Genomic DNA, 19,293 nt, shown 5'->3' with positions numbered 1-19,293 from the left:
AAATTGCTGCATAATTTTATCCATAAATCGATTCCGATTTAAGGAATCATGCAGTAGCGGGATTCGACGGAAAATGCATGGGGAACATGGGATTTGCGCACAGCACGCGCTTGCCCCTTCCCCCCGCACTCTTTATAGACCCCGCGAAGACAAGAAGAGGCAGGGTCATGGTCTTTTTCCCCCACCGCCACCTCATTGGCATCAAGGGCCTCACCGAGCAGGATATTACCTATCTTCTCGACAAGGCTGACGAAGCCGTCAAGATCAGCCGACAGAGAGAAAAAAAGACGTCGACCCTTCGGGGACTGACGCAGATCAACCTCTTCTTCGAGGCATCGACACGAACGCAAGCCTCCTTCGAACTCGCAGGCAAGCGCCTCGGCGCCGACGTGATGAACATGTCGGTCGGCAATTCCTCGGTGAAGAAGGGCGAAACGCTGATCGACACGGCGATGACGCTGAACGCGATGCGGCCGGACGTCCTGATCATCCGCCACTCCAGCGCCGGTGCCGCAGCGCTTCTCGCCCAGAAGGTCTCCTGCTCCGTCGTCAACGCCGGCGATGGCCAGCACGAGCACCCGACACAGGCGCTGCTCGACGCGCTGACGATCCGCCGCGCCAAAGGCCGGCTGTCGCGTATCATCGTGGCAATCTGCGGCGACGTCCTGCATTCGCGCGTGGCGCGCTCCAACATCCTGCTTCTGAACGCCATGGGCGCCAGGGTGCGTGTTGTCGCTCCTGCCACGCTGCTTCCGGCCGGCATTGCCGAGATGGGCGTCGAGGTCTTCCATTCGATGAAGGAAGGGCTGAAGGACGCGGATGTGGTGATGATGCTGCGGCTGCAGCGCGAGCGCATGTCCGGCTCCTTCGTGCCGTCGGTGCGCGAATATTATCACTTCTACGGCCTCGACGCGGAAACGCTGAAGGCGGCGAAGGAAGATGCGCTCGTCATGCATCCAGGACCGATGAACCGCGGCGTGGAAATCGCCTCCGAAGTCGCGGACGGCCCGCAGAGCGTGATTGCCGAACAGGTGGAAATGGGGGTCGCAGTACGCATGGCCGTCATGGAGACGCTGCTGGTTTCCCAGAACCAGGGACCCCGCACCGATGGAGTGGGCGCATGAGCAATCTCGTCCTCAAGAATGTCCGCATCGTTGATCCCTCCCGAAATCTCGATGAAGTCGGCACCATCATCGTCAAGGACGGCCTGATCCTCGCAGCCGGCAAGGAGGCGCAGAACCAGGGTGCCTCCGAAGGTGCTACCGTTCGCGATTGCACCGGCCTCGTCGCCACGCCTGGCCTCGTCGATGCCCGCGTCCACATCGGCGAACCGGGCGGCGAGCATCGCGAGACGATCGCTTCGGCAAGCCGCGCTGCGGCAGCGGGCGGCGTGACATCCATCATCATGATGCCGGATACCCATCCCGTCATCGACGACATCGCGCTCGTCGAGTTCGTCAAGAAGACGGCGCGGGATACGGCCATAATCAACGTCTATCCGGCAGCGGCCATCACCAAGGGTCTTTCCGGCGAGGAGATGACGGAATTCGGTCTGCTGATGGAGGCAGGCGCCGTCGCCTTCACCGATGCGCATTCCAGTATCTCCGATACGCAGGTTCTGCGCCGGGTGATGACCTATGCCCGCGAATTCGGCGCCGTCATTTCCTGCGCCACGCGTGACAAATATCTTGGCGCCAACGGTGTCATGCATGAAGGCCTGCTTGCGAGCTGGCTCGGCCTCTCCGGCATTCCGAAGGAAGCGGAGGTGATCCCGCTCGAACGCGATCTGCGCATCGCCCAACTGACGCGCGGCAATTACCATGCGGCCATGATCTCCGTTCCGGAATCGGTCGAGGCGATCGAGCTTGCCCGCTCGCGCGGCGTCAAGGTCACATGCGGCGTCTCGATCAACAATCTGGCGCTGAACGAGAACGACATCGGCGAGTACCGCACCTTCTTCAAGCTCTATCCGCCGTTGCGCTCCGAGGACGACCGCGTTGCCATGGCAGACGCGCTGGCCAGGGGGGCGATCGATATCATCGTCTCCTCGCACGACCCGCAGGATGTCGACACCAAGCGTCTGCCCTTCGGCGAAGCGGAGGATGGCGCTGTCGGGCTCGAAACCATGCTCGCGGCGGCCTTGCGCCTGTATCACAGCGAGCAGGTCAGCCTGATGCGGCTGATCGATGCGATGTCGACGCGCCCGGCGCAGATCTTCGGTCTTGATGCCGGCACCCTGAAACCAGGCGCCAAGGCGGATATCGCTCTCATCGACATCGAGGAGCCTTGGCTTGTCGCCAAGGACATGCTTCTTTCCCGCTCGAAGAACACGCCTTTCGAGGATGCGCGATTCAGCGGACGGGCGATTGCGACCTACGTCGCGGGCAAGCTGGTTTACGAATTGCAGAACTGAGGGCGGCCTTTAAGGGCAGATTCTCGTCAGAAGATTGGGAAACAAAATGATATCTGATCTTGTCACCTGGCAGATTACGCTGCCTCTTGCACTTGCCGCCGTCGTGGTCGGCTACCTGCTCGGCTCCATCCCGTTCGGTCTCATCCTCACACGCGCTGCCGGCCTTGGCGACGTGCGCAGCATCGGCTCCGGCAACATCGGCGCCACGAATGTTCTGCGTACCGGCAACAAGAAGCTCGCGGCGGCGACCTTGCTGCTCGACGCGCTGAAGGCTGCCGCTGCGGCCTGGATCATGGCCTATTTCGCGGGAGAGGAAGCGGGCATCATCGCCGGTTTCTTTGCCTTCATAGGCCATCTCTTCCCGGTCTGGATCGGCTTCAAGGGCGGCAAGGGCGTCGCCACCTATATCGGCACATTGCTTGGCGTAGCACCGCTCATGGTTCTTCTCTTTGCCGCCGTCTGGCTGGGAACGGCCTTTATCAGCCGCTACTCCTCACTTTCCGCTCTGCTTGCGATGCTTGTCATTCCGGTTGCATTGTGGATATTGGGCGACGAAAAGGTTGCGGCGATCATGGCGATCATGAGCGTCATCTCCTACTGGAAGCACAAGGCCAATATCTCCCGCCTGATGAGCGGGACGGAAAGCAAGATCGGGGCTAAGGGGTAATGGACGCACTCAGCGCAAAGCCAAGAGGAATTGCGCTGACGGAGAGACAGAGGATCGCCTGGCTGCGGCTGATCCGTTCCGACAATGTCGGACCTGCAACCTTTCGCGATCTCATCAATCATTTCGGTTCGGCGGAAGCAGCACTTTCCATGCTGCCGGAACTGTCGGCACGCGGCGGCGCGACGCGCTCGATCCGTATTGCCGCTGAGGCTGAAGCATATCGCGAGCTTGAGGCGGCGCAGCGCTTCGGCGCCCGCTTCGTCGGCATCGGCGAACCTGATTATCCGCAGGCACTGCGCCAGATTGACGGCGCACCGCCGCTGCTCGCGGTCAAGGGTGATCTTTCCATATTGAACAGGCCTGCGGTCGGCATCGTCGGTTCGCGCAATGCCTCCATCAGCGGCGCAAAGTTCGCGGCGATGATTGCCAGAGACTGCGGCCGGGCCGGCTATACGGTCGTCTCCGGCCTTGCGCGTGGCATCGATACGGCCGCCCACCGGGCGAGCCTCAATACCGGCACCATCGCCGCAATGGCAGGAGGGCTGGACCAGCCCTACCCGCCTGAAAATGTTGGGCTGCTGGACGAGATATGGAATGGCTATGGGCTTGCCGTCAGCGAGATGCCTTTCGGCTGGGAGCCGCGTGCGCGTGATTTCCCTCGCCGCAACCGGCTGATTGCGGGCATTTCGCTCGGCGTCGCCGTCGTGGAGGCAGCATTCCGTTCAGGTTCGCTTATCACGGCGCGGATGGCCGGCGAATTCGGGCGGCTGGTCTTTGCCGTACCGGGTTCGCCGCTCGATCCGCGATGTCACGGCACGAATGGCCTTCTGAAGGACGGCGCGATGATCGTCACTTCGCCTGACGATGTCGTGGAAGCGCTGGCGCCACTCGCTCAGCCCGATCTCTTTTCGCTGCCGTCTGCCGAGGAACCGAAACGCGAAAGTGGCAGGATAGTGCTTCCGCCAGACGAGTCGGACCGCACGCTCGTCATCGATGCGCTCGGTCCGACGCCGGTGGAGGTCGACGATATCATTCGTCACACCGGTCTTTCGGCTTCTGCCGTCTATCTTGTTCTTCTGGAGCTGGATATGGCCGGTCGGCTGCATCGTCATGCAGGCGGACAGGTTTCAATTTCCATGACCGACTGAGTTGTCATCGATGCGTGACTGCAGGTCTCCGGCTTCCACATAGGCCATTTCGATGAGATAGCAGAGCATCTCCGCATTTTCATGTTCGGCCACCTTCTGCAATTCTCGGAGCATCTGGCGGATGAAAGCGATGTTTTCGAGCGATTTGGAGCGAGCGGTGTCTTTTCCTGCAACCTTGGGCGCCATAATTGTCTCTCTGAAAACGGAGAGGGCTGCCTTACCAAAGAGCCCGAACCACACTTCAAAAACGATAGCTCAATCATCTTGAATTGCAATAGTCTATAAATCTCGCAATGGTTGCGATGCCCGGCAAAGAGGTAAAATTGAAGCAAACCTCTTGACCGGAGCGAATTCCCTGTCCATGTCGGAGGGCCGGTATTCATGTTGCAGTGCGTGTTGCGCCTGCTTCTTCGCCGGATCGACATCTTTTTTAGAGAATCATCATGAATGTTGTAGTGGTGGAATCGCCTGCCAAGGCCAAGACGATCAATAAGTATCTGGGTCCAGGATACAAAGTGCTCGCCTCTTTCGGCCATGTGCGCGATCTGCCTGCCAAGGACGGCTCCGTCCTTCCGGATCAGGATTTCGAAATGCTGTGGGAGGTGGATGGCGCCTCTTCCAAGCGCATGAAGGATATTGCCGATGCGGTGAAATCCTCCGATGCCCTGTTTCTTGCAACCGACCCTGATCGCGAAGGTGAGGCTATCTCCTGGCACGTGCTGGACCTTCTGAACAAGAAGCGGGTCATCAACGGCAAGCCGGTCAAGCGCGTCGTCTTCAACGCCATTACCAAGAAGGCCGTGCTCGATGCGATGGCCGATCCGCGCGATATCGATGTTCCGCTGGTCGATGCCTATCTGGCACGCCGCGCACTCGACTATCTTGTCGGCTTCAACCTCTCGCCGGTTCTGTGGCGCAAGCTGCCCGGCGCACGTTCGGCCGGCCGCGTGCAGTCGGTCGCTCTCCGCCTTGTCTGCGACCGTGAATCCGAGATCGAACGTTTCATCTCGGAGGAATACTGGAATCTTTCGGCGCTCCTGAAGACGCCGCGCGGAGACGAGTTCGAAGCAAGGCTCGTTGCCGCCAATGGCAAGCGGCTGCAGCCGCGCTCGATCGGCAACGGCGAGGAGGCCGGCAAGCTGAAAGTGCTGCTGGAAGGCGCCAGCTATTTCGTCGAAAGCGTCGAGGCAAAGCCCGTCAAGCGTAATCCGGCACCGCCGTTTACGACTTCGACGCTGCAGCAGGCCGCCTCTTCCAAGCTCGGCTTCTCGGCCTCGCGCACCATGCAGATCGCGCAGAAGCTTTACGAGGGCGTCGACATTGGCGGCGAGACCGTCGGTCTGATCACCTATATGCGTACAGACGGCGTGCAGATGGCGCCGGAAGCGATCGATGCGGCGCGAAGCGCCATCGGTGAACAATTCGGCAACCGCTACCTGCCGGAAAAGGCACGTTTCTACTCGACCAAGGCGAAGAACGCCCAGGAAGCGCACGAAGCGATCCGCCCGACCGACTTCAACCGTTCGCCGGATCGCGTCCGCAAGTTCCTGGATGCCGACCAGATCCGTCTCTACGATCTGATCTGGAAGCGCGGCATTGCCAGCCAGATGGCATCGGCCGAAATCGAGCGTACGACAGCTGAAATCATTGCCGACAACAACGGGCAGAAGGCCGGCCTGCGCGCCGTCGGGTCCGTCATCCGCTTTGATGGCTTTATCGCCGCCTATACCGACCAGAAGGAAGATGGCGAGCAGAGCGACGACGCAGATGACGAGGATGGCCGCCTGCCGGAGATCAATGCACGCGAAAATCTCGCCAAGCAGAAGATCAACTCGACACAGCACTTTACCGAGCCGCCGCCGCGTTACTCCGAAGCCTCGCTCATCAAGAAGATGGAAGAGCTCGGCATCGGTCGCCCATCCACCTATGCCGCAACGCTCGCGACCTTGCGCGACCGCGACTATGTGACGATCGACAAGCGCAAGCTGATCCCGCAGGCGAAGGGACGTCTCGTTACCGCCTTCCTCGAAAGCTTCTTCACCAAGTATGTCGAATATGACTTCACGGCGGACCTCGAGGAGAAGCTCGACCGGATCTCCGCCGGGGAACTGAACTGGAAGCAGGTTCTTCGCGATTTCTGGAAGGATTTCTTCTCGCAGATCGAAGACACCAAGGAACTGCGCGTCACCAATGTTCTGGATTCGCTCAACGAAGCCCTGGCGCCGCTGGTCTTCCCGAAGCGCGAGGACGGCAGTGATCCGCGCATCTGCCAGGTCTGCGGCACCGGCAACCTGTCGCTGAAACTCGGCAAGTACGGCGCCTTCGTCGGCTGCTCGAACTATCCGGAATGCAATTACACCCGCCAGCTTTCCTCCGAAAATGGCGGCGAGGCTGAAGGCGCGGCGCTGAATGAGCCCAAGAACCTCGGCACCGACCCGACCACCGGCGAGGAACTGACGCTGCGTTCGGGCCGTTTCGGCCCCTATATCCAGCGTGGCGATGGCAAGGATGCCAAGCGCTCGTCGCTCCCCAAGGGCTGGAAGCCGGAAGATATCGACTACGAGAAGGCGATGGCGCTGATCTCGCTGCCGCGTGATATCGGTAAACATCCGGAAACCGGCAAGATGATCTCTTCCGGGCTCGGCCGCTACGGACCATTCCTGCTGCATGACGGCACCTATGCCAATCTGGAAAGCATTGAGGATGTTTTCTCGGTCGGTCTCAACCGCGCCGTGACGCTGATTGCCGAAAAGCAGGCCAAGGCGCCGGGAGGAGGCCGCGGCACACCGGCGGCGCTGAAGGAACTGGGCGATCATCCTGACGGTGGTGCGATCACCGTTCGCGACGGACGCTACGGCCCCTATGTCAACTGGGGCAAGGTCAATGCGACGCTGCCGAAGGGCAAGGATCCGCAGGCCATTACCGTCGAGGAAGCGCTGGCCCTGATTGCGGAAAAGGCCGGTAAGGCTCCCGCAGGCAAGACCAAGGCCAAAACAGCTGCGAAGGCTAAGCCAGCCGCGAAGCCGAAGGCCGCGGCGGCCGAAGCAAAGACGACAAAGACTGCCGCAAAGCCGAAAGCAACCAAGGCAAAGGCACCGGCGAAAACGAAAAAGAGCTGAGAGTGGCGAGAGAACCGCGCGAGACTACGAGAGCCATGGGCAAGCGCCCGGGAAAATTCGGACGCGCGAGCAAGGAACCTGCGCCTGAGCCGCTGAACATCGTGCACGGCATCCTGCCGCCGCGAGACGTCATCCTGCGTTTCATCGCCGAGCATCCGCAGAAAGCCTCCAAGCGCGAGCTCGCGAAGGCCTTCGGGCTGAAGGGCGAAAGCCGCGTCGAACTCAAGCGCCTGCTGCAGGAGCTGGAGCAGGAAGGCATGCTGCAGAAGACGCGCAAGTCGCTGATCCGGCCGGGTGCGCTGCCACCCGTCACCGTGCTCGACATCACCACGCGCGACAAGGATGGCGAGCTGATCGGCCGCCCGGCGGAATGGCCGGAAGACCAGGGCGTGGCGCCAGCCGTTGCCATTCGCCAGCAATCGCCGGCGGGCCGTCAGGGCAAGAGCAAGGCACCGGTTGCCGGCATGGGTGACCGCATCCTTGCCAAGATATTCCCGGCAGTCGATCGTGGCGGCCCGGCCTATACCGCACGCATCATCAAGGTGATCGACAAGCGTCGGGGCGCCACCATGGGTGTCTTCAAGGACGCGCCGGGTGGTGCCGGACGCCTTCTGCCGATCGACCGGCGCGGCGAGGAAATGGTTATCGACCCCGACTATAAGGGCGATGCCAAGGACGGGGATCTCGTCGAGGTGGAAGTTGCGCGTCTCGGCCGCTTCGGCCTGGCTCGTGCCAAGGTGCTTTCTGTCATCGGCTCCGTCGGTTCGGAAAAGGCGATCTCGATGATCGCAATCCACGCGCACGGCATTCCGCATGTCTTCCCGCCGGCAGCCGTCGCAGAGGCGGATGACGCCAAGCCCGCCACGATGTCGCATCGGGAAGACTGGCGTGACCTGCCGCTGATCACCATCGACCCGGCCGATGCCAAGGACCATGACGACGCCGTTTATGCCGAGGATGATCCATCGGAAGACAATGCGGGCGGCGTCATCGTCACGGTCGCGATTGCCGATGTCTCCTGGTATGTGCGGCCGAATTCGCCGCTCGACAGGGAAGCGTTGAAGCGGGGCAACTCCGTCTATTTTCCGGATCGGGTCGTGCCGATGCTGCCGGAACGAATTTCCAACGATCTCTGCTCGCTGAAGGAAGGCGTGGACCGCCCTGCCCTTGCCGTGCGCATGGTCTTCTCGAAGGACGGCCGCAAGATCGGCCATACCTTCCACCGCATCATGATGAAGAGTGCGGCGAAGCTCTCCTACCAGCAGGCACAGGCGGCAATCGACGGCAAGCCCGACGACAAGACCGGGCCGATGCTTGAGCCGATCCTCAAGCCACTCTGGCACGCCTACGAGACGATGAAGCGCGGCCGCGAACGTCGACAGCCGCTTGAGCTCGACATGCCCGAGCGCAAGATCCTGCTGAAGCCCGATGGTACCGTCGACCGGGTCCACGTGCCGCCTCGTCTCGACGCACACAAGCTGATCGAAGAGATGATGATCCAGGCGAACGTCTCGGCTGCAGAGACGCTGGAGAAAAAGCGCCAGCCGCTGATCTACCGCATCCACGATGGGCCGACGCTTGCCAAACAGGAAGTGCTGCGCGAATTCCTCGCCACGCTCGGCATATCACTTGCCAAGGGCGGCAACATGCGCGCCAACAACTTCAACGGCATCCTCGCCAAGGCAGATGGCACGCCGCACCAGACCATGGTCAACGAAATGGTGCTGCGCTCGCAGAGTCAGGCCATCTACAGTCCCGAGAATATCGGCCACTTCGGCCTGAACCTGATGAAATACGCGCACTTCACCTCGCCGATCCGGCGCTATGCCGACCTTATCGTGCATCGCGCGCTGGTTGGCTCACTCGGCTTCGGCGAAGGCGGCATCACGCCGGAAGAGGAAGCGACGCTCGACGACATCGCCGCCGAAATCTCCACTTTCGAGCGCCGCGCCATGGCTGCCGAACGCGAGACCGTCGATCGCCTCATCGCTCATCACCTTGCCGGACGTGTCGGCCAGGAATTTGAGGGGCGCGTTTCAGGCGTTACCAAGTCAGGCCTGTTTATCCTGCTGCCGGACTACGGTGCGGACGGCTTCATCCCTATATCTACGCTCGGCACCGACTACTTCATCTATGACGAGGCACATCAGGCGTTATCAGGTGAAAAGACAGGTCTCGGCTATCGTCTCGGCGACGATGTGACCGTGCGCCTGGCCGAGGCGATCCCGCTTGCGGGCGCCCTGCGCTTCGAGATGCTGAGCGAAGGACGCAAGATGCCGACGGCTGTGCGCTCCTTCCACAAGGCAGGGAAACGCGATGCAAATCGCGCCCGCAAGAAGATCGGAACGCGTCCGCCGCGCGGGCGGCGCTAGTTCCGGAAAGGAAAGATCGTGAGCACACCGACAAACGAGGTCGTCCGCTATGGGGATACGCCCGATGTCGAGCGCCCGCTCGGACGCTCCATCATGCGCGGCCTGCTGAACCGCTGTCCGGCCTGCGGCAGCGGCAAACTGTTCCGCGCATTCCTCAAGCCGGTCGACCATTGCGCCGCCTGCGGCGAGGCAATGTATCACCAGCGCGCCGACGACCTGCCCCCCTATCTCGTCATCCTGGTGCTCGGCCACGTCGTCATTGGGGGCTTCATGCTGACTGACATGGTCTTCGTGCTGCCGGTCTGGGTGCATCTTGCCATCTGGGCACCGATCACCGTCATCACGGCGCTTGTCTCGATCCAGCCTATCAAAGGCGGCGTCATAGGCTTGCAGTGGGCGTTGAAGATGCATGGTTTCGGCGGCCATGATGATGAACCCGACGATTACGACACGCCCGGCCGCCAAGCTTGAACACCTTCACCTTCCAGACATATTTCGCGTGTAGTGGCAGCGGCCAGAGCGTCAGGGCTTGTAGCCGACTATCTGCAGAGGAACGATACGCTCATCATTTCTTGTATGGGGAAAGCTTACACTCAAGAAATCGCCGGCGGATGCCAGAACTATTGTGAAACCCTGCCCGTCACTTGGATTTGGCATGCCTATGTCTTTCTATGTGGCACCAGACGGACGATTCGTCCGCACACTTCTCTAAGGATGGATAAATGTCTCAGCCGAGGAACGGCACACCGGGCGATGTCGAGGAAATCCATTGGCCTTCTCTGGTGGCAGCCGTCTCGTCCATCTCCGCCGTGGGCATCGCGATCGGCCTGGGACTTCCCCTGCTCAGCATCATCCTCGAAAAGCGCGGCATTTCCTCCACCCTCATCGGCCTCAACACCGCGATGGCCGGTATCGCGGCGATGGTAGCAGCGCCCATCACCACCAAGCTTGCCCACAAATACGGTGTAGCGCCGACAATGATGTGGGCGGTGCTGATCTCGGCGCTCAGCGCACTCGGTTTTTACTATGCGCAGGACTTCTGGATGTGGTTCCCGCTGCGCTTCGCCTTCCACGGCGCGACGACCACGCTCTTCATCCTCTCGGAATTCTGGATCAACGCCGCGTCACCGCCGTCCAAGCGCGGATTCGTGCTCGGCATCTATGCAACGGTCTTGTCCATCGGCTTTGCAGCAGGACCGCTGATCTTCTCGTTGCTCGGTAGTGACGGCATCCTCCCCTTCCTCGTCGGTGCCGGCGCGATCCTGCTTGCCGCCATCCCGATCTTCATCGCCCGCGATGAGAGCCCCGTTCTGGACGAGAAGCCGGAACTGCACTTCATGCGCTACGTCTTTCTGGTGCCAACCGCAACGGCCGCCGTCTTCATCTTCGGCGCGGTCGAGGCCGGCGGTCTCTCGCTCTTTCCGATCTTTGCGGTGCGCGCGCATTTCACCGAATCGCAAGCCGCCCTGCTCCTCACCATGATGGGTGTCGGCAATGTCATCTTCCAGATTCCGCTTGGCCTGCTTTCTGACCGCATAAAGGACAAGCGTCCCCTGCTGGCGCTGATGGCCCTGACCGGTTTCGTCGGCACGATGATGCTGCCGATCCTCGTCAACAACTGGCTTCTCATGGCCGGCATCCTGCTTTTCTGGGGCGGCTGCGTCTCCGGCCTCTACACTGTCGGTCTCAGCCATCTCGGTTCGCGGCTGACAGGTTCGGACCTTGCGGCGGCTAATGCGGCCTTCGTTTTCTGTTATGCAGTCGGTACCGTTGCAGGCCCGCAGGTGATCGGCGCTGCCATCGACGTTGCCGGAAACAACGGTTTTGCCTATGCAATTGCCGGTTTCTTCGGGCTTTACGCCCTGCTCGCAGGCATAAGACTGCTTTTCCTCGGAAAGCGGGCTTGACTTTTCGGGCTAGATTCGTAGTTTCGCGCCAGAATTTGCCGTGGAGCCTATCCGGCTTTCCACGGCTTTCATTTTCTTAAAGGCAGGACGACCATGGCCAAGGCTACCACTATCAAGATCAAGCTTCTGTCGACGGCCGACACCGGTTTCTTCTACGTCACGACGAAGAACAGCCGTACGATGACGGACAAGATGACGAAGACCAAGTATGACCCGATCGCTAAGAAGCACGTCGAGTTCAAGGAAACCAAGATCAAGTAATCACTGATCTTACGGGTTTTGGAAAAGCGCGCGCCTTCGGGTGCGCGCTTTTTTGTTTGTACTGGGTTCGCCTGACATCAATGTTAGCGCAAACACGAAAAACGCCGCCCTTCCATCTTCGGGAAGTGACGGCGTTTTTTCGAAAAGGGGGTCGGCCAGCATGCAAAACGGCACGAGGAACCGTTTAAGATTGCGTACCAGCCGACCGACCCCACGACCCAGGAGATGCGGCGGACCTGAGCATCATGGGGTATCGACAACTCCTCCACGGGAGCGTTTTCTGTTCTGAGCCGATAATTTGCTCAAAAACGAAAGAAAATCAACAAATTCTTAATGGTAAAATTTCCGAGTATGATTCTATGGTTAAAAGTCCAGTTTTGGAACGTGTAAAGAGGCACCCAATTCCGCTTTACCAAAAGGACAATATTTTAGCCTATCAAGAATATTAGAAATATATCTCAATAATACCACCGCCCCTCCCCTTACGTAAGGCGCCGGCGTTACGTTTTCTGAAATACGATTTACGGGAAGGGGTCATTCTGAAGGCAATTATAGTCCGCTCTTCTTGCCTCGTCCACGGCCTCTAGCTTTTTGGATCAGCTGGCACGTGTTATCGAAAGAAACACGCTTTAAAGTCCATTTTTGGGCTAGCGGGTTGAAAAACCAACCTCTTCATTGCAGCCATCAACATTAAATATCCGTAAGGTCCAGCCACTGCCGGTGGATAACCCAATGCGATGCATCTCGAAAAGCCGTGCCTTCAGGCGGCCGAGGCCACGACGCGGTTCCGCCCGGTATTTTTCGCCTGATAGAGAGCAAGGTCCGCCTGCTTCATCAGCTGGTCGGGCGTTATGACCGAGGATATGCGCGAGGATATGCCGAAAGAGGCCGTAATATTCAGCGTTTCGCCTGAGGACTTCAACAGGAACGGGGTGCTTTCGATGGCCGCGCGCAGGCGCTCGGCAACGGCCGCGGCAACCTCCGGCGAGGTGTCGGGCATGACGACGACAAATTCCTCCCCGCCGTAACGGCAGGCGAGATCAGCGCCGCGGACGGTCGAGCGCACCCGGGTCGCGAATTCCTTCAGCACCTGATCGCCACCGTCATGGCCATAGGTATCGTTGACCTGTTTGAAGCGGTCGATATCGGTGATCAGCACCGAGAGGGGCCGGCCGCGCGCCATCGATCGATTGAAGAGCACATTGAGATGGTTGTCGAGATAACGGCGGTTGTTCAGGCCGGTCAACGGATCGGTGACGGCAAGTTCGATCGTCTGCTTGACGCTGGCGCGCAGGCGATCGTTGTAGCGCTTGCGGCGGAGCTGCGTCAGGCTGCGCGCGACCAGTTCGTTCGGATCGACAGGGCGCACAATATAGTCGTTGACGCCGAGATCGAGTGCCCGGATGACCATGTCGTCTGCGCCCTGTTCCGTGATGATCAGGATCGGCAGAAAACGGGTTCGTTCTAGCGACCGGAACTGCGAGCAGAGCCGCAGCGGGTCGTAATCGTCGAAATTGGCGTTGACGATGACGAGTTCGAAGGCGTTCTCGGCGGCTTCGAAAAGAGCGGCCTGCGGATCGGAAAGGGCAACCACATCGGCAACAGGCTTCAGCGTCTTGATGATACGCTCCTGCGAGTTGGCACGGCCATCGACCAGCAACACCTGTCCCACCTCCTCGGTGCGTCCGTCGCCGATGCGCATCAACTCATCCATGCCCATCGTATGGGCGGTCTCGGCGCGCACGCGCAGTTCGTCGCTCAGGGTCTTCAGGCGCAGCAGGCTTTTTACGCGGGAAATCAGTTGCAGATCGTTGACGGGCTTCGTCAGGAAGTCATCGGCGCCGGCTTTGAGGCCACGCACCCGGTCGGCAGGCTGGTCGAGCGCGGTGACCATGACGACGGGAATATGGTTGGTCTTCGGATTGGCTTTCAGCCGCTCGCAGACTTCGAACCCGTCAATGCCAGGCATCATGATGTCGAGCAGGATGAGATCGACCTGGTTGCGATCGCAAATCGCCAGTGCCTCGTGGCCGTCGGCAGCTGTCAACACGTCGAAATATTCGGCGAGCAACCGCGCTTCGAGCAGCTTCACATTTGCCGGAATATCATCAACAACCAGTATTCGCGCAGTCATGAATCTTTTCCGATGCCTCAGGCGTCGCCCAAATAAGTCTTGATCGTCTCAATAAATTTCGGAACGGAGATCGGCTTGGAGACATAGGCTTCGCAACCGCCCTGTCTGATCCGCTCCTCGTCGCCCTTCATGGCAAAGGCAGTGACGGCGATGACCGGGATCACATGCAGATCGTCGTCTTCCTTCAGCCACTTGGTGACTTCGAGGCCGGAAACTTCCGGAAGCTGAATGTCCATCAGAATAAGATCGGGCCGATGTTTGCGCGCAAGATCAAGCGCTTCCATGCCATTGCGGGTCTGGATCGTGGTATAACCCGAGGCCTCGATAAGGTCTCGAAAGAGCTTCATGTTGAGCTCGTTATCTTCTACAATCATCACCTGTTTGGGCATGATCAGCTGTCCCTACGTCCGCTCTTGAAGCCAAATGTCCACAATAAAGACATTAGCTGACAAATGGCTCCATGAAACCGATAGTGCAAGCTACCGGTATTTGGTTGAAGAAAAGGTAACTCGACCACCGCAATGCAAAGCAATTTCAAGACTTCGAAACAACTTGCGGCGACAGCCGATCCGCAAGAAACGGCCATCGCCGTCCTTGGCTGGCTTGCAAACGACCCGGATCTCTTCGGTCGCTTCCTGGCATTGACAGGTGTCGAGCCGCAGCAAGTGCGCGACGCGATCAACGATCCCGGCTTCCTTGCCGGCATGCTCGATTTCCTCATGAACCATGAGCCGACGGCGGTCGCCTTCTGCGAGGCGACGAACACGACGCCGGAAGCGTTGACCGCGGCATGGCGCCACTTCTCGCCGCCCGGCCTCGACTCCGGGGAATACTGATCGTGAGCGCCGAACTCGACATTTCGCACATCCGCCTTGGCGACAGGCCGCTAATCGTCTGCGATGTCGATGATGTGGTGCTGCAATTCATCGATCCTTTTCAGCTCTACCTCAAAAGTCTCGGCCACGAATTCCTGCCGCGCTCCTTCCGCCTTCACGGCAACATCGTGTCGCTGGCGGATGGGCTCGCGCTTGACGATCAGCATGTCAGCCGGCTGATCCTTGATTTCTTCGAAGCCCAGGAAAGCTGGCAGACGCCTGTCGACCCGGTCGTTTCGACGCTCGAACGCCTGTCTGACGATGCTGACGTCCTCTTCCTCACCGCGATGCCGCCGCAGTTTTCCGCCCATCGCCGCCGCCTCCTCGACAGGACGGGCCTCACCTTCCCGCTGCTTGCCAGCGAACAGCCGAAGGGACCGATCGTGCAGGCGCTGCATGGCGGCCGCGACCTTCCCGTCGTCTTCATCGACGATATGGCGCGCAACCTGCATTCCGTGAAGGAGCACGTGGCAGATTGCCTGCTCATCCATCTCATGCCGGATTCGCCCGTTCACCGCTTCGCGCCGACGGCGGCCGCCGATATCGCGCGAGCGAGAGACTGGGGCCATGCCACCGAGCTCATCGACGAACATCTTACAGCGCACACGATCAGGCGTGCAAATCCAGCCGCATGAGCGGCCGGCCGTCCTTGCGCCGTGCAATCGTCTCGAAACCGGCTGTGTCGAAAATCGCCGTCGAGCCGATACAGAGCGTGACCGATTTCGACTGTTTCACCTGGTCGATCGGACAGGCTTCCAGCAATCGCGCACCCTGGCTGCGGGCGTAGTCGACGGCGCCGGCGAGCAGTCTGTGGCTCAAGCCTTTGCCGCGCAGTTTCGGCAGCAGGAAAAAGCAACTGACCGCCCAGATCGAGGGATCATGTGCATCACCCTCCTCCAACGGCCGCGAGACCGTTCGTGGTGAATTGAACTGCGGCACGTCGTGGCGCGGCCCCACCTGCACCCAGGCTACCGGCTCACCCTCGGCATAACAGAGAATACCCGGCGGCGGTCCGGCCGAAATGCGCTGCTGCATGTGGGCCTTGCGCTCCGAAGGTTCCATCTTCGTTCGGACAGCATGTGGAAGGCGCAGCGCCACGCACCAGCAATTGTAAAAGGCGCCCTGCGGGCCGAACAGCGTTTCGAAGTCTCCCCAGCGGCCGGCCGTGACAGGTTCGAAACGAAGATCGATATCCACGGCCAAGCTTTCCTCCCACTCTTGAGACTCAAGAGCTTAGGGCGTAGTGTTGCAATGTTCAACCTTTGTTCCAGCCATGACGCCTGCATCTGACAAGACACCCGGCTTCTGTCGCGACTGCCTTGCCGAGCAGAAGGCAGACCTGCGCCGCTGCCATGTTTGCGGCAGCCCTCGCCTCGCGCGCCACAAAGAGCTTTATGACCTGACGCTCGCGCATATCGACTGTGACGCCTTTTACGCCGCCGTGGAAAAACGCGACAATCCGGAGCTTGCCGACAAGCCCGTGATCATCGGCGGCGGCAAACGTGGCGTCGTCTCCACCGCCTGTTACATTGCCCGCATCCACGGCGTCCGCTCCGCCATGCCGATGTTCAAGGCGCTGGAAGCCTGCCCGCAGGCGGTCGTCATCCGCCCCGACATGGAAAAATATGTAAAGGTCGGGCGGCAGGTCCGCGCGCTGATGCAGGAACTGACGCCGCTTGTGCAGCCACTCTCCATCGATGAGGCCTTCCTGGAACTCGGCGGCACCGAACGGCTGCATCACGATCCTCCGGCCCGCACGCTGGCGAAGTTCGCCCGCCGCATCGAGAAGGAGATCGGTATCACCGTCTCGGTCGGGCTGTCCTATTGCAAGTTCCTCGCCAAAGTCGCGTCCGACCTGCAGAAGCCGCGCGGCTTTTCCGTCATCGGGCGCGAAGAGGCCGTGGAGTTTCTGGCGCCTCGTCCCGTGACGACCATTTGGGGCGTCGGCAAGGCTTTTGCCGCAACACTCGAAGCCGACGGTATCCGAACGATCGGCCAGCTGCAGCAGATGGAAGAGAACGATCTGATGCGCCGCTACGGCAGCATCGGCCAGCGGCTTTCCCGCCTGTCGCGTGGCGTCGACGACCGCCAAGTGCATATCAACGATGCCGCCAAGAGCGTGTCGGCCGAAACCACCTTCTTCGACGATATCTCGCGTTATGACGATCTGGTGCCGATCCTGCGCAATCTCTCGGAAAAGGTCTCGTGGCGGCTGAAGAAGAACGACATTGCGGGCCAGACCGTGGTGTTGAAAATGAAGACCGCCGATTTCAAGTCACGCACCCGCAACCGTCGCCTCGAAGACCCGACGCAGCTGGCCGACAAGATCTTCCGCACCGGACTCGACCTACTGGAAAAGGAAACGGACGGCACGAAATTCCGTCTGATCGGCATCGGCGTCACGGACCTCGGTGATGCCGGCCGCGCTGACCCGCCCGATCTCATCGACCAGCAGTCCGGCCGGCGCGCGGCGGCGGAGGCGGCCATGGACAAGTTGCGCGACAAATTCGGCAAGGGCACTGTTGAAACCGGCTATACTTTCGGCGGCAAGGGGAACCGATAGGCCTTGTTTGACGCATGTCGTGATCGCAAATCCCCGCATGCATGGCGCAACTGGCGTTAAGCCGGTACGGTCTCCATCTCTCGCAGTGCCGCATCGCGGTTTTTCACTGCCTGGGCATAGCCGGGCTCGGTCGCGACGGCCTTCTCGTAGCTTTCCAATGCCTCAGCGTGGCGTCCCAGGCGTCGCAGAACGTTGCCGCGATTGTTGAGGGCGATGGCATGGTGTGTATCAAGCGCAATCGCCCGGTCATAGCTTCTGAGAGCCTCTTCGAAATTCGACAGCTGCGCGAGAATATTACCGCGATTGCAATAGGCTGAGGCGGAAGCCGGTCTCACGTCGATCGCCCTGTCGACGCAGACCTTGGCGTCGTTGAAAGCGCCTTTCTGCAACAGCAATAGTGCCAGATGCTGAAGGGCGTCGAAGTGATCCGGCACGACGGCAATCACTTCGCGGTAGCCAGCCTCCGCGGTGGCAAGATTACCGGCACGGTGCCGTTCGGCAGCGGCGGCGAAATGAGCGGCAGGGTCGGCGATAGGCTTGGGCGGGTGCGTCGCCTCGATCTTCGCCAGCAAAGCGGTTGCCGGCCCGTAGGCGTTGTCGGCGGCAAGAATCTGCCGACAGCAGAGTTCGGCAGCATTCGGGTTGTCGTTTCTGACGAAATACACTGCCTGATGCATGGCTAGATCGAGCGAGTGCGGATCGAGCCGATCGCCGATATTTTGGCCCGAAAGCGTGGAGACCTGCAGCTTCTCAACGATGTGGTGCTCGGAACCGAAAAGATCCTTGTAGCCATAGTTGCCGGTACCGAGATCGTATATCCGGTATCCGTTCTCGATGCCCCAGCGCATATTGTAGCAATGGAGCATGAAGCCGGGGCTGATTGAGTGGCGAAAGCTCAGGTCACGGCTCCCGAGGAAGCACATCATCGACTTGCGATAGGGATCCAGGAACATGATGAAGGTAGCCACCGGCTTATCCCGGTGCCAAAGGATCGGCATGAAAACCGAACCGTCCTTGATACAGGCCGGCAACATATGCCGGCTGTTGTCGAGGATGAATTTGCCGTAGCGCGGCTGGCGTTCACCCCATTGGACGTTCCACATGTCGTAGAAGATGTCGAGGTCGCGCTCCATCGTCTCCGGGGTGACATGGGTAATGCGCAGCTCGTTTTCCGGTACGACCAGATCGCGCAGCGCCTTTCGCGCATTGCGCCGCGTCTTGGGGCCGATGCGCTCGTCCAGGAAGGTTTCGAAACTCTCGCCAAGCGGCACGTAGACATAGACATCATGATCGATGTTCTCACCATCAGCCGTGATATGCGGCCTGCGTGGAACCTTGCGCTTCGAGAATTCCGAGGCAGGAAAAGCCGCCAGAAAAGTCTTCAGCCTCTCGCTGGACACATAGACATCGTCGAGATCGAGATGTTTCCAATTGAATGTCATCAGGCAATCAGCGAAGGCGGCGAGTGCTGCCTCTGCATCGTCGGAGAATGTGAGAAGGCCGTTATAGCCGGCATAGGGGGTGCCCCCCAGCCGCACGATATTGCCGAGGCCCTGCCCTTCCTCGAAATCGACATGAAGTTGAATGGGCAGGAAAGCGACATAGCGGTCGTCCTCCTTCTGTCGCTTGGCGGCAAGAACGAACCATCGCGAGCGCTGCTCCAGCCACCGGACGATCCAGTGCCAGGACAGGAAATAATGCCCTTCCGGATCGGCGGCATAGACCTCGTTCCAATTATCCTTCAGGGCATGCAGATCATCGAACGCAGAAACAATATCGACATGCATTTCCAAGTCTCCCCCAAGACTTCCAGTATTTTAGATTTGCATAAAAT

At 60.0% G+C, this 19,293-nt stretch carries 17 protein-coding genes; 12 read left to right on the top strand and 5 right to left on the bottom strand.

Features of this window, described 5'->3' with window-relative positions; all coding sequences use genetic code 11:
* The first annotated feature begins 167 nt into the window (after nucleotides 1-167).
* From FHX06_RS27395 to dprA, 4 genes are read left to right on the top strand one after another with little or no spacing between them, the layout of a single operon-like run.
* Nucleotides 168-1,124, top strand: a complete 957-nt coding sequence (locus FHX06_RS27395) for an aspartate carbamoyltransferase catalytic subunit (RefSeq protein ID WP_183881464.1) — start codon at nucleotides 168-170, stop codon at nucleotides 1,122-1,124.
* Complete coding sequence (locus FHX06_RS27390; RefSeq protein WP_183881462.1) at nucleotides 1,121-2,413, top strand: dihydroorotase; 1,293 nt, start codon at nucleotides 1,121-1,123, stop codon at nucleotides 2,411-2,413. The genes FHX06_RS27395 and FHX06_RS27390 overlap by 4 nt, the downstream gene beginning before the upstream one ends.
* Nucleotides 2,414-2,459: 46 nt before the next feature.
* Nucleotides 2,460-3,080, top strand: coding sequence for a glycerol-3-phosphate 1-O-acyltransferase PlsY (gene plsY, locus FHX06_RS27385; RefSeq protein ID WP_112544510.1), 621 nt, complete (start codon nucleotides 2,460-2,462; stop codon nucleotides 3,078-3,080).
* Entirely contained in the window at nucleotides 3,080-4,228 is a 1,149-nt protein-coding gene (gene dprA, locus FHX06_RS27380; protein WP_183881460.1) for a DNA-processing protein DprA, read from the top strand. The genes plsY and dprA overlap by 1 nt, the downstream gene beginning before the upstream one ends.
* On the opposite strand, the gene FHX06_RS27375 is transcribed toward dprA, so the two are convergent.
* The gene (locus tag FHX06_RS27375; protein WP_112544513.1) at nucleotides 4,208-4,414 is read right to left on the bottom strand and encodes a hypothetical protein; all 207 of its coding nucleotides are present in this window, start codon (nucleotides 4,412-4,414) and stop codon (nucleotides 4,208-4,210) included. The genes dprA and FHX06_RS27375 overlap by 21 nt on opposite strands.
* A gap of 257 nt (nucleotides 4,415-4,671) precedes the next feature.
* On the opposite strand from FHX06_RS27375, the gene topA reads away from it, so the two are divergent.
* The 5 genes from topA to rpmG all read left to right on the top strand — a co-directional run bounded on the left by topA (nucleotide 4,672) and on the right by rpmG (nucleotide 11,887).
* Nucleotides 4,672-7,347 (top strand): type I DNA topoisomerase, encoded by a 2,676-nt coding sequence (gene topA, locus FHX06_RS27370; RefSeq protein ID WP_183881458.1) that lies wholly within the window; start codon nucleotides 4,672-4,674, stop codon nucleotides 7,345-7,347.
* Between the two features lie 2 nt (nucleotides 7,348-7,349).
* Nucleotides 7,350-9,719 carry a ribonuclease R gene (rnr, locus tag FHX06_RS27365; protein WP_113014070.1) on the top strand — a complete coding sequence of 790 codons (2,370 nt, stop codon included), beginning with the start codon at nucleotides 7,350-7,352 and terminating at the stop codon, nucleotides 9,717-9,719.
* Nucleotides 9,720-9,737: 18 nt separating this feature from the next.
* Complete coding sequence (locus FHX06_RS27360) at nucleotides 9,738-10,190, top strand: DUF983 domain-containing protein (protein WP_112544519.1); 453 nt, start codon at nucleotides 9,738-9,740, stop codon at nucleotides 10,188-10,190.
* 251 nt (nucleotides 10,191-10,441) lie between these two features.
* Nucleotides 10,442-11,626, top strand: a complete 1,185-nt coding sequence (locus FHX06_RS27355) for an MFS transporter (protein WP_112544521.1) — start codon at nucleotides 10,442-10,444, stop codon at nucleotides 11,624-11,626.
* Nucleotides 11,627-11,719: 93 nt separating this feature from the next.
* A complete protein-coding gene (rpmG, locus tag FHX06_RS27350; protein ID WP_003587245.1) occupies nucleotides 11,720-11,887 on the top strand; it encodes a 50S ribosomal protein L33 in 168 nt (55 codons plus the stop codon).
* A gap of 760 nt (nucleotides 11,888-12,647) precedes the next feature.
* On the opposite strand, the gene FHX06_RS27345 is transcribed toward rpmG, so the two are convergent.
* Together FHX06_RS27345 and FHX06_RS27340 are read right to left on the bottom strand one after the other, a co-directional pair.
* Entirely contained in the window at nucleotides 12,648-14,021 is a 1,374-nt protein-coding gene (locus FHX06_RS27345) for a PleD family two-component system response regulator (RefSeq protein WP_112544523.1), read from the bottom strand.
* Between the two features lie 17 nt (nucleotides 14,022-14,038).
* Complete coding sequence (locus tag FHX06_RS27340) at nucleotides 14,039-14,410, bottom strand: response regulator (protein WP_028754034.1); 372 nt, start codon at nucleotides 14,408-14,410, stop codon at nucleotides 14,039-14,041.
* Nucleotides 14,411-14,542: 132 nt separating this feature from the next.
* Between FHX06_RS27340 and FHX06_RS27335 the strand changes: the two genes are divergently transcribed.
* Nucleotides 14,543-14,857: a DUF3572 domain-containing protein gene (locus FHX06_RS27335; RefSeq protein ID WP_183881456.1), complete on the top strand. Its 315-nt coding sequence runs from the start codon at nucleotides 14,543-14,545 to the stop codon at nucleotides 14,855-14,857.
* On the top strand, nucleotides 14,857-15,531 hold the full coding sequence (locus FHX06_RS27330) for a hypothetical protein (RefSeq protein ID WP_183881483.1): 675 nt from the start codon (nucleotides 14,857-14,859) through the stop codon (nucleotides 15,529-15,531). Before FHX06_RS27335 ends, FHX06_RS27330 begins: the two co-directional genes overlap by 1 nt.
* Here the strand turns inward: FHX06_RS27330 and FHX06_RS27325 are convergent.
* A complete protein-coding gene (locus FHX06_RS27325; RefSeq protein ID WP_183881454.1) occupies nucleotides 15,506-16,093 on the bottom strand; it encodes a GNAT family N-acetyltransferase in 588 nt (195 codons plus the stop codon). The genes FHX06_RS27330 and FHX06_RS27325 overlap by 26 nt on opposite strands.
* Before the next feature lie 76 nt (nucleotides 16,094-16,169).
* Between FHX06_RS27325 and FHX06_RS27320 the strand changes: the two genes are divergently transcribed.
* Complete coding sequence (locus tag FHX06_RS27320; protein ID WP_183881452.1) at nucleotides 16,170-17,459, top strand: DNA polymerase IV; 1,290 nt, start codon at nucleotides 16,170-16,172, stop codon at nucleotides 17,457-17,459.
* A 56-nt stretch (nucleotides 17,460-17,515) separates the two neighbouring features.
* Here FHX06_RS27320 and FHX06_RS27315 read toward each other — a convergent pair whose 3' ends face one another.
* The gene (locus tag FHX06_RS27315) at nucleotides 17,516-19,246 is read right to left on the bottom strand and encodes a GNAT family N-acetyltransferase (protein WP_113212506.1); all 1,731 of its coding nucleotides are present in this window, start codon (nucleotides 19,244-19,246) and stop codon (nucleotides 17,516-17,518) included.
* Between the last annotated feature and the right edge of the window lie 47 nt (nucleotides 19,247-19,293).

Origin of the sequence: Rhizobium sp. BK512 (genome assembly GCF_014194915.1) — a bacterium.
GTDB lineage: Bacteria > Pseudomonadota > Alphaproteobacteria > Rhizobiales > Rhizobiaceae > Rhizobium.
The sequence above is the reverse complement of the archived record's forward strand: the minus strand, read 5'-3'. Positions and strand labels throughout refer to the sequence as shown.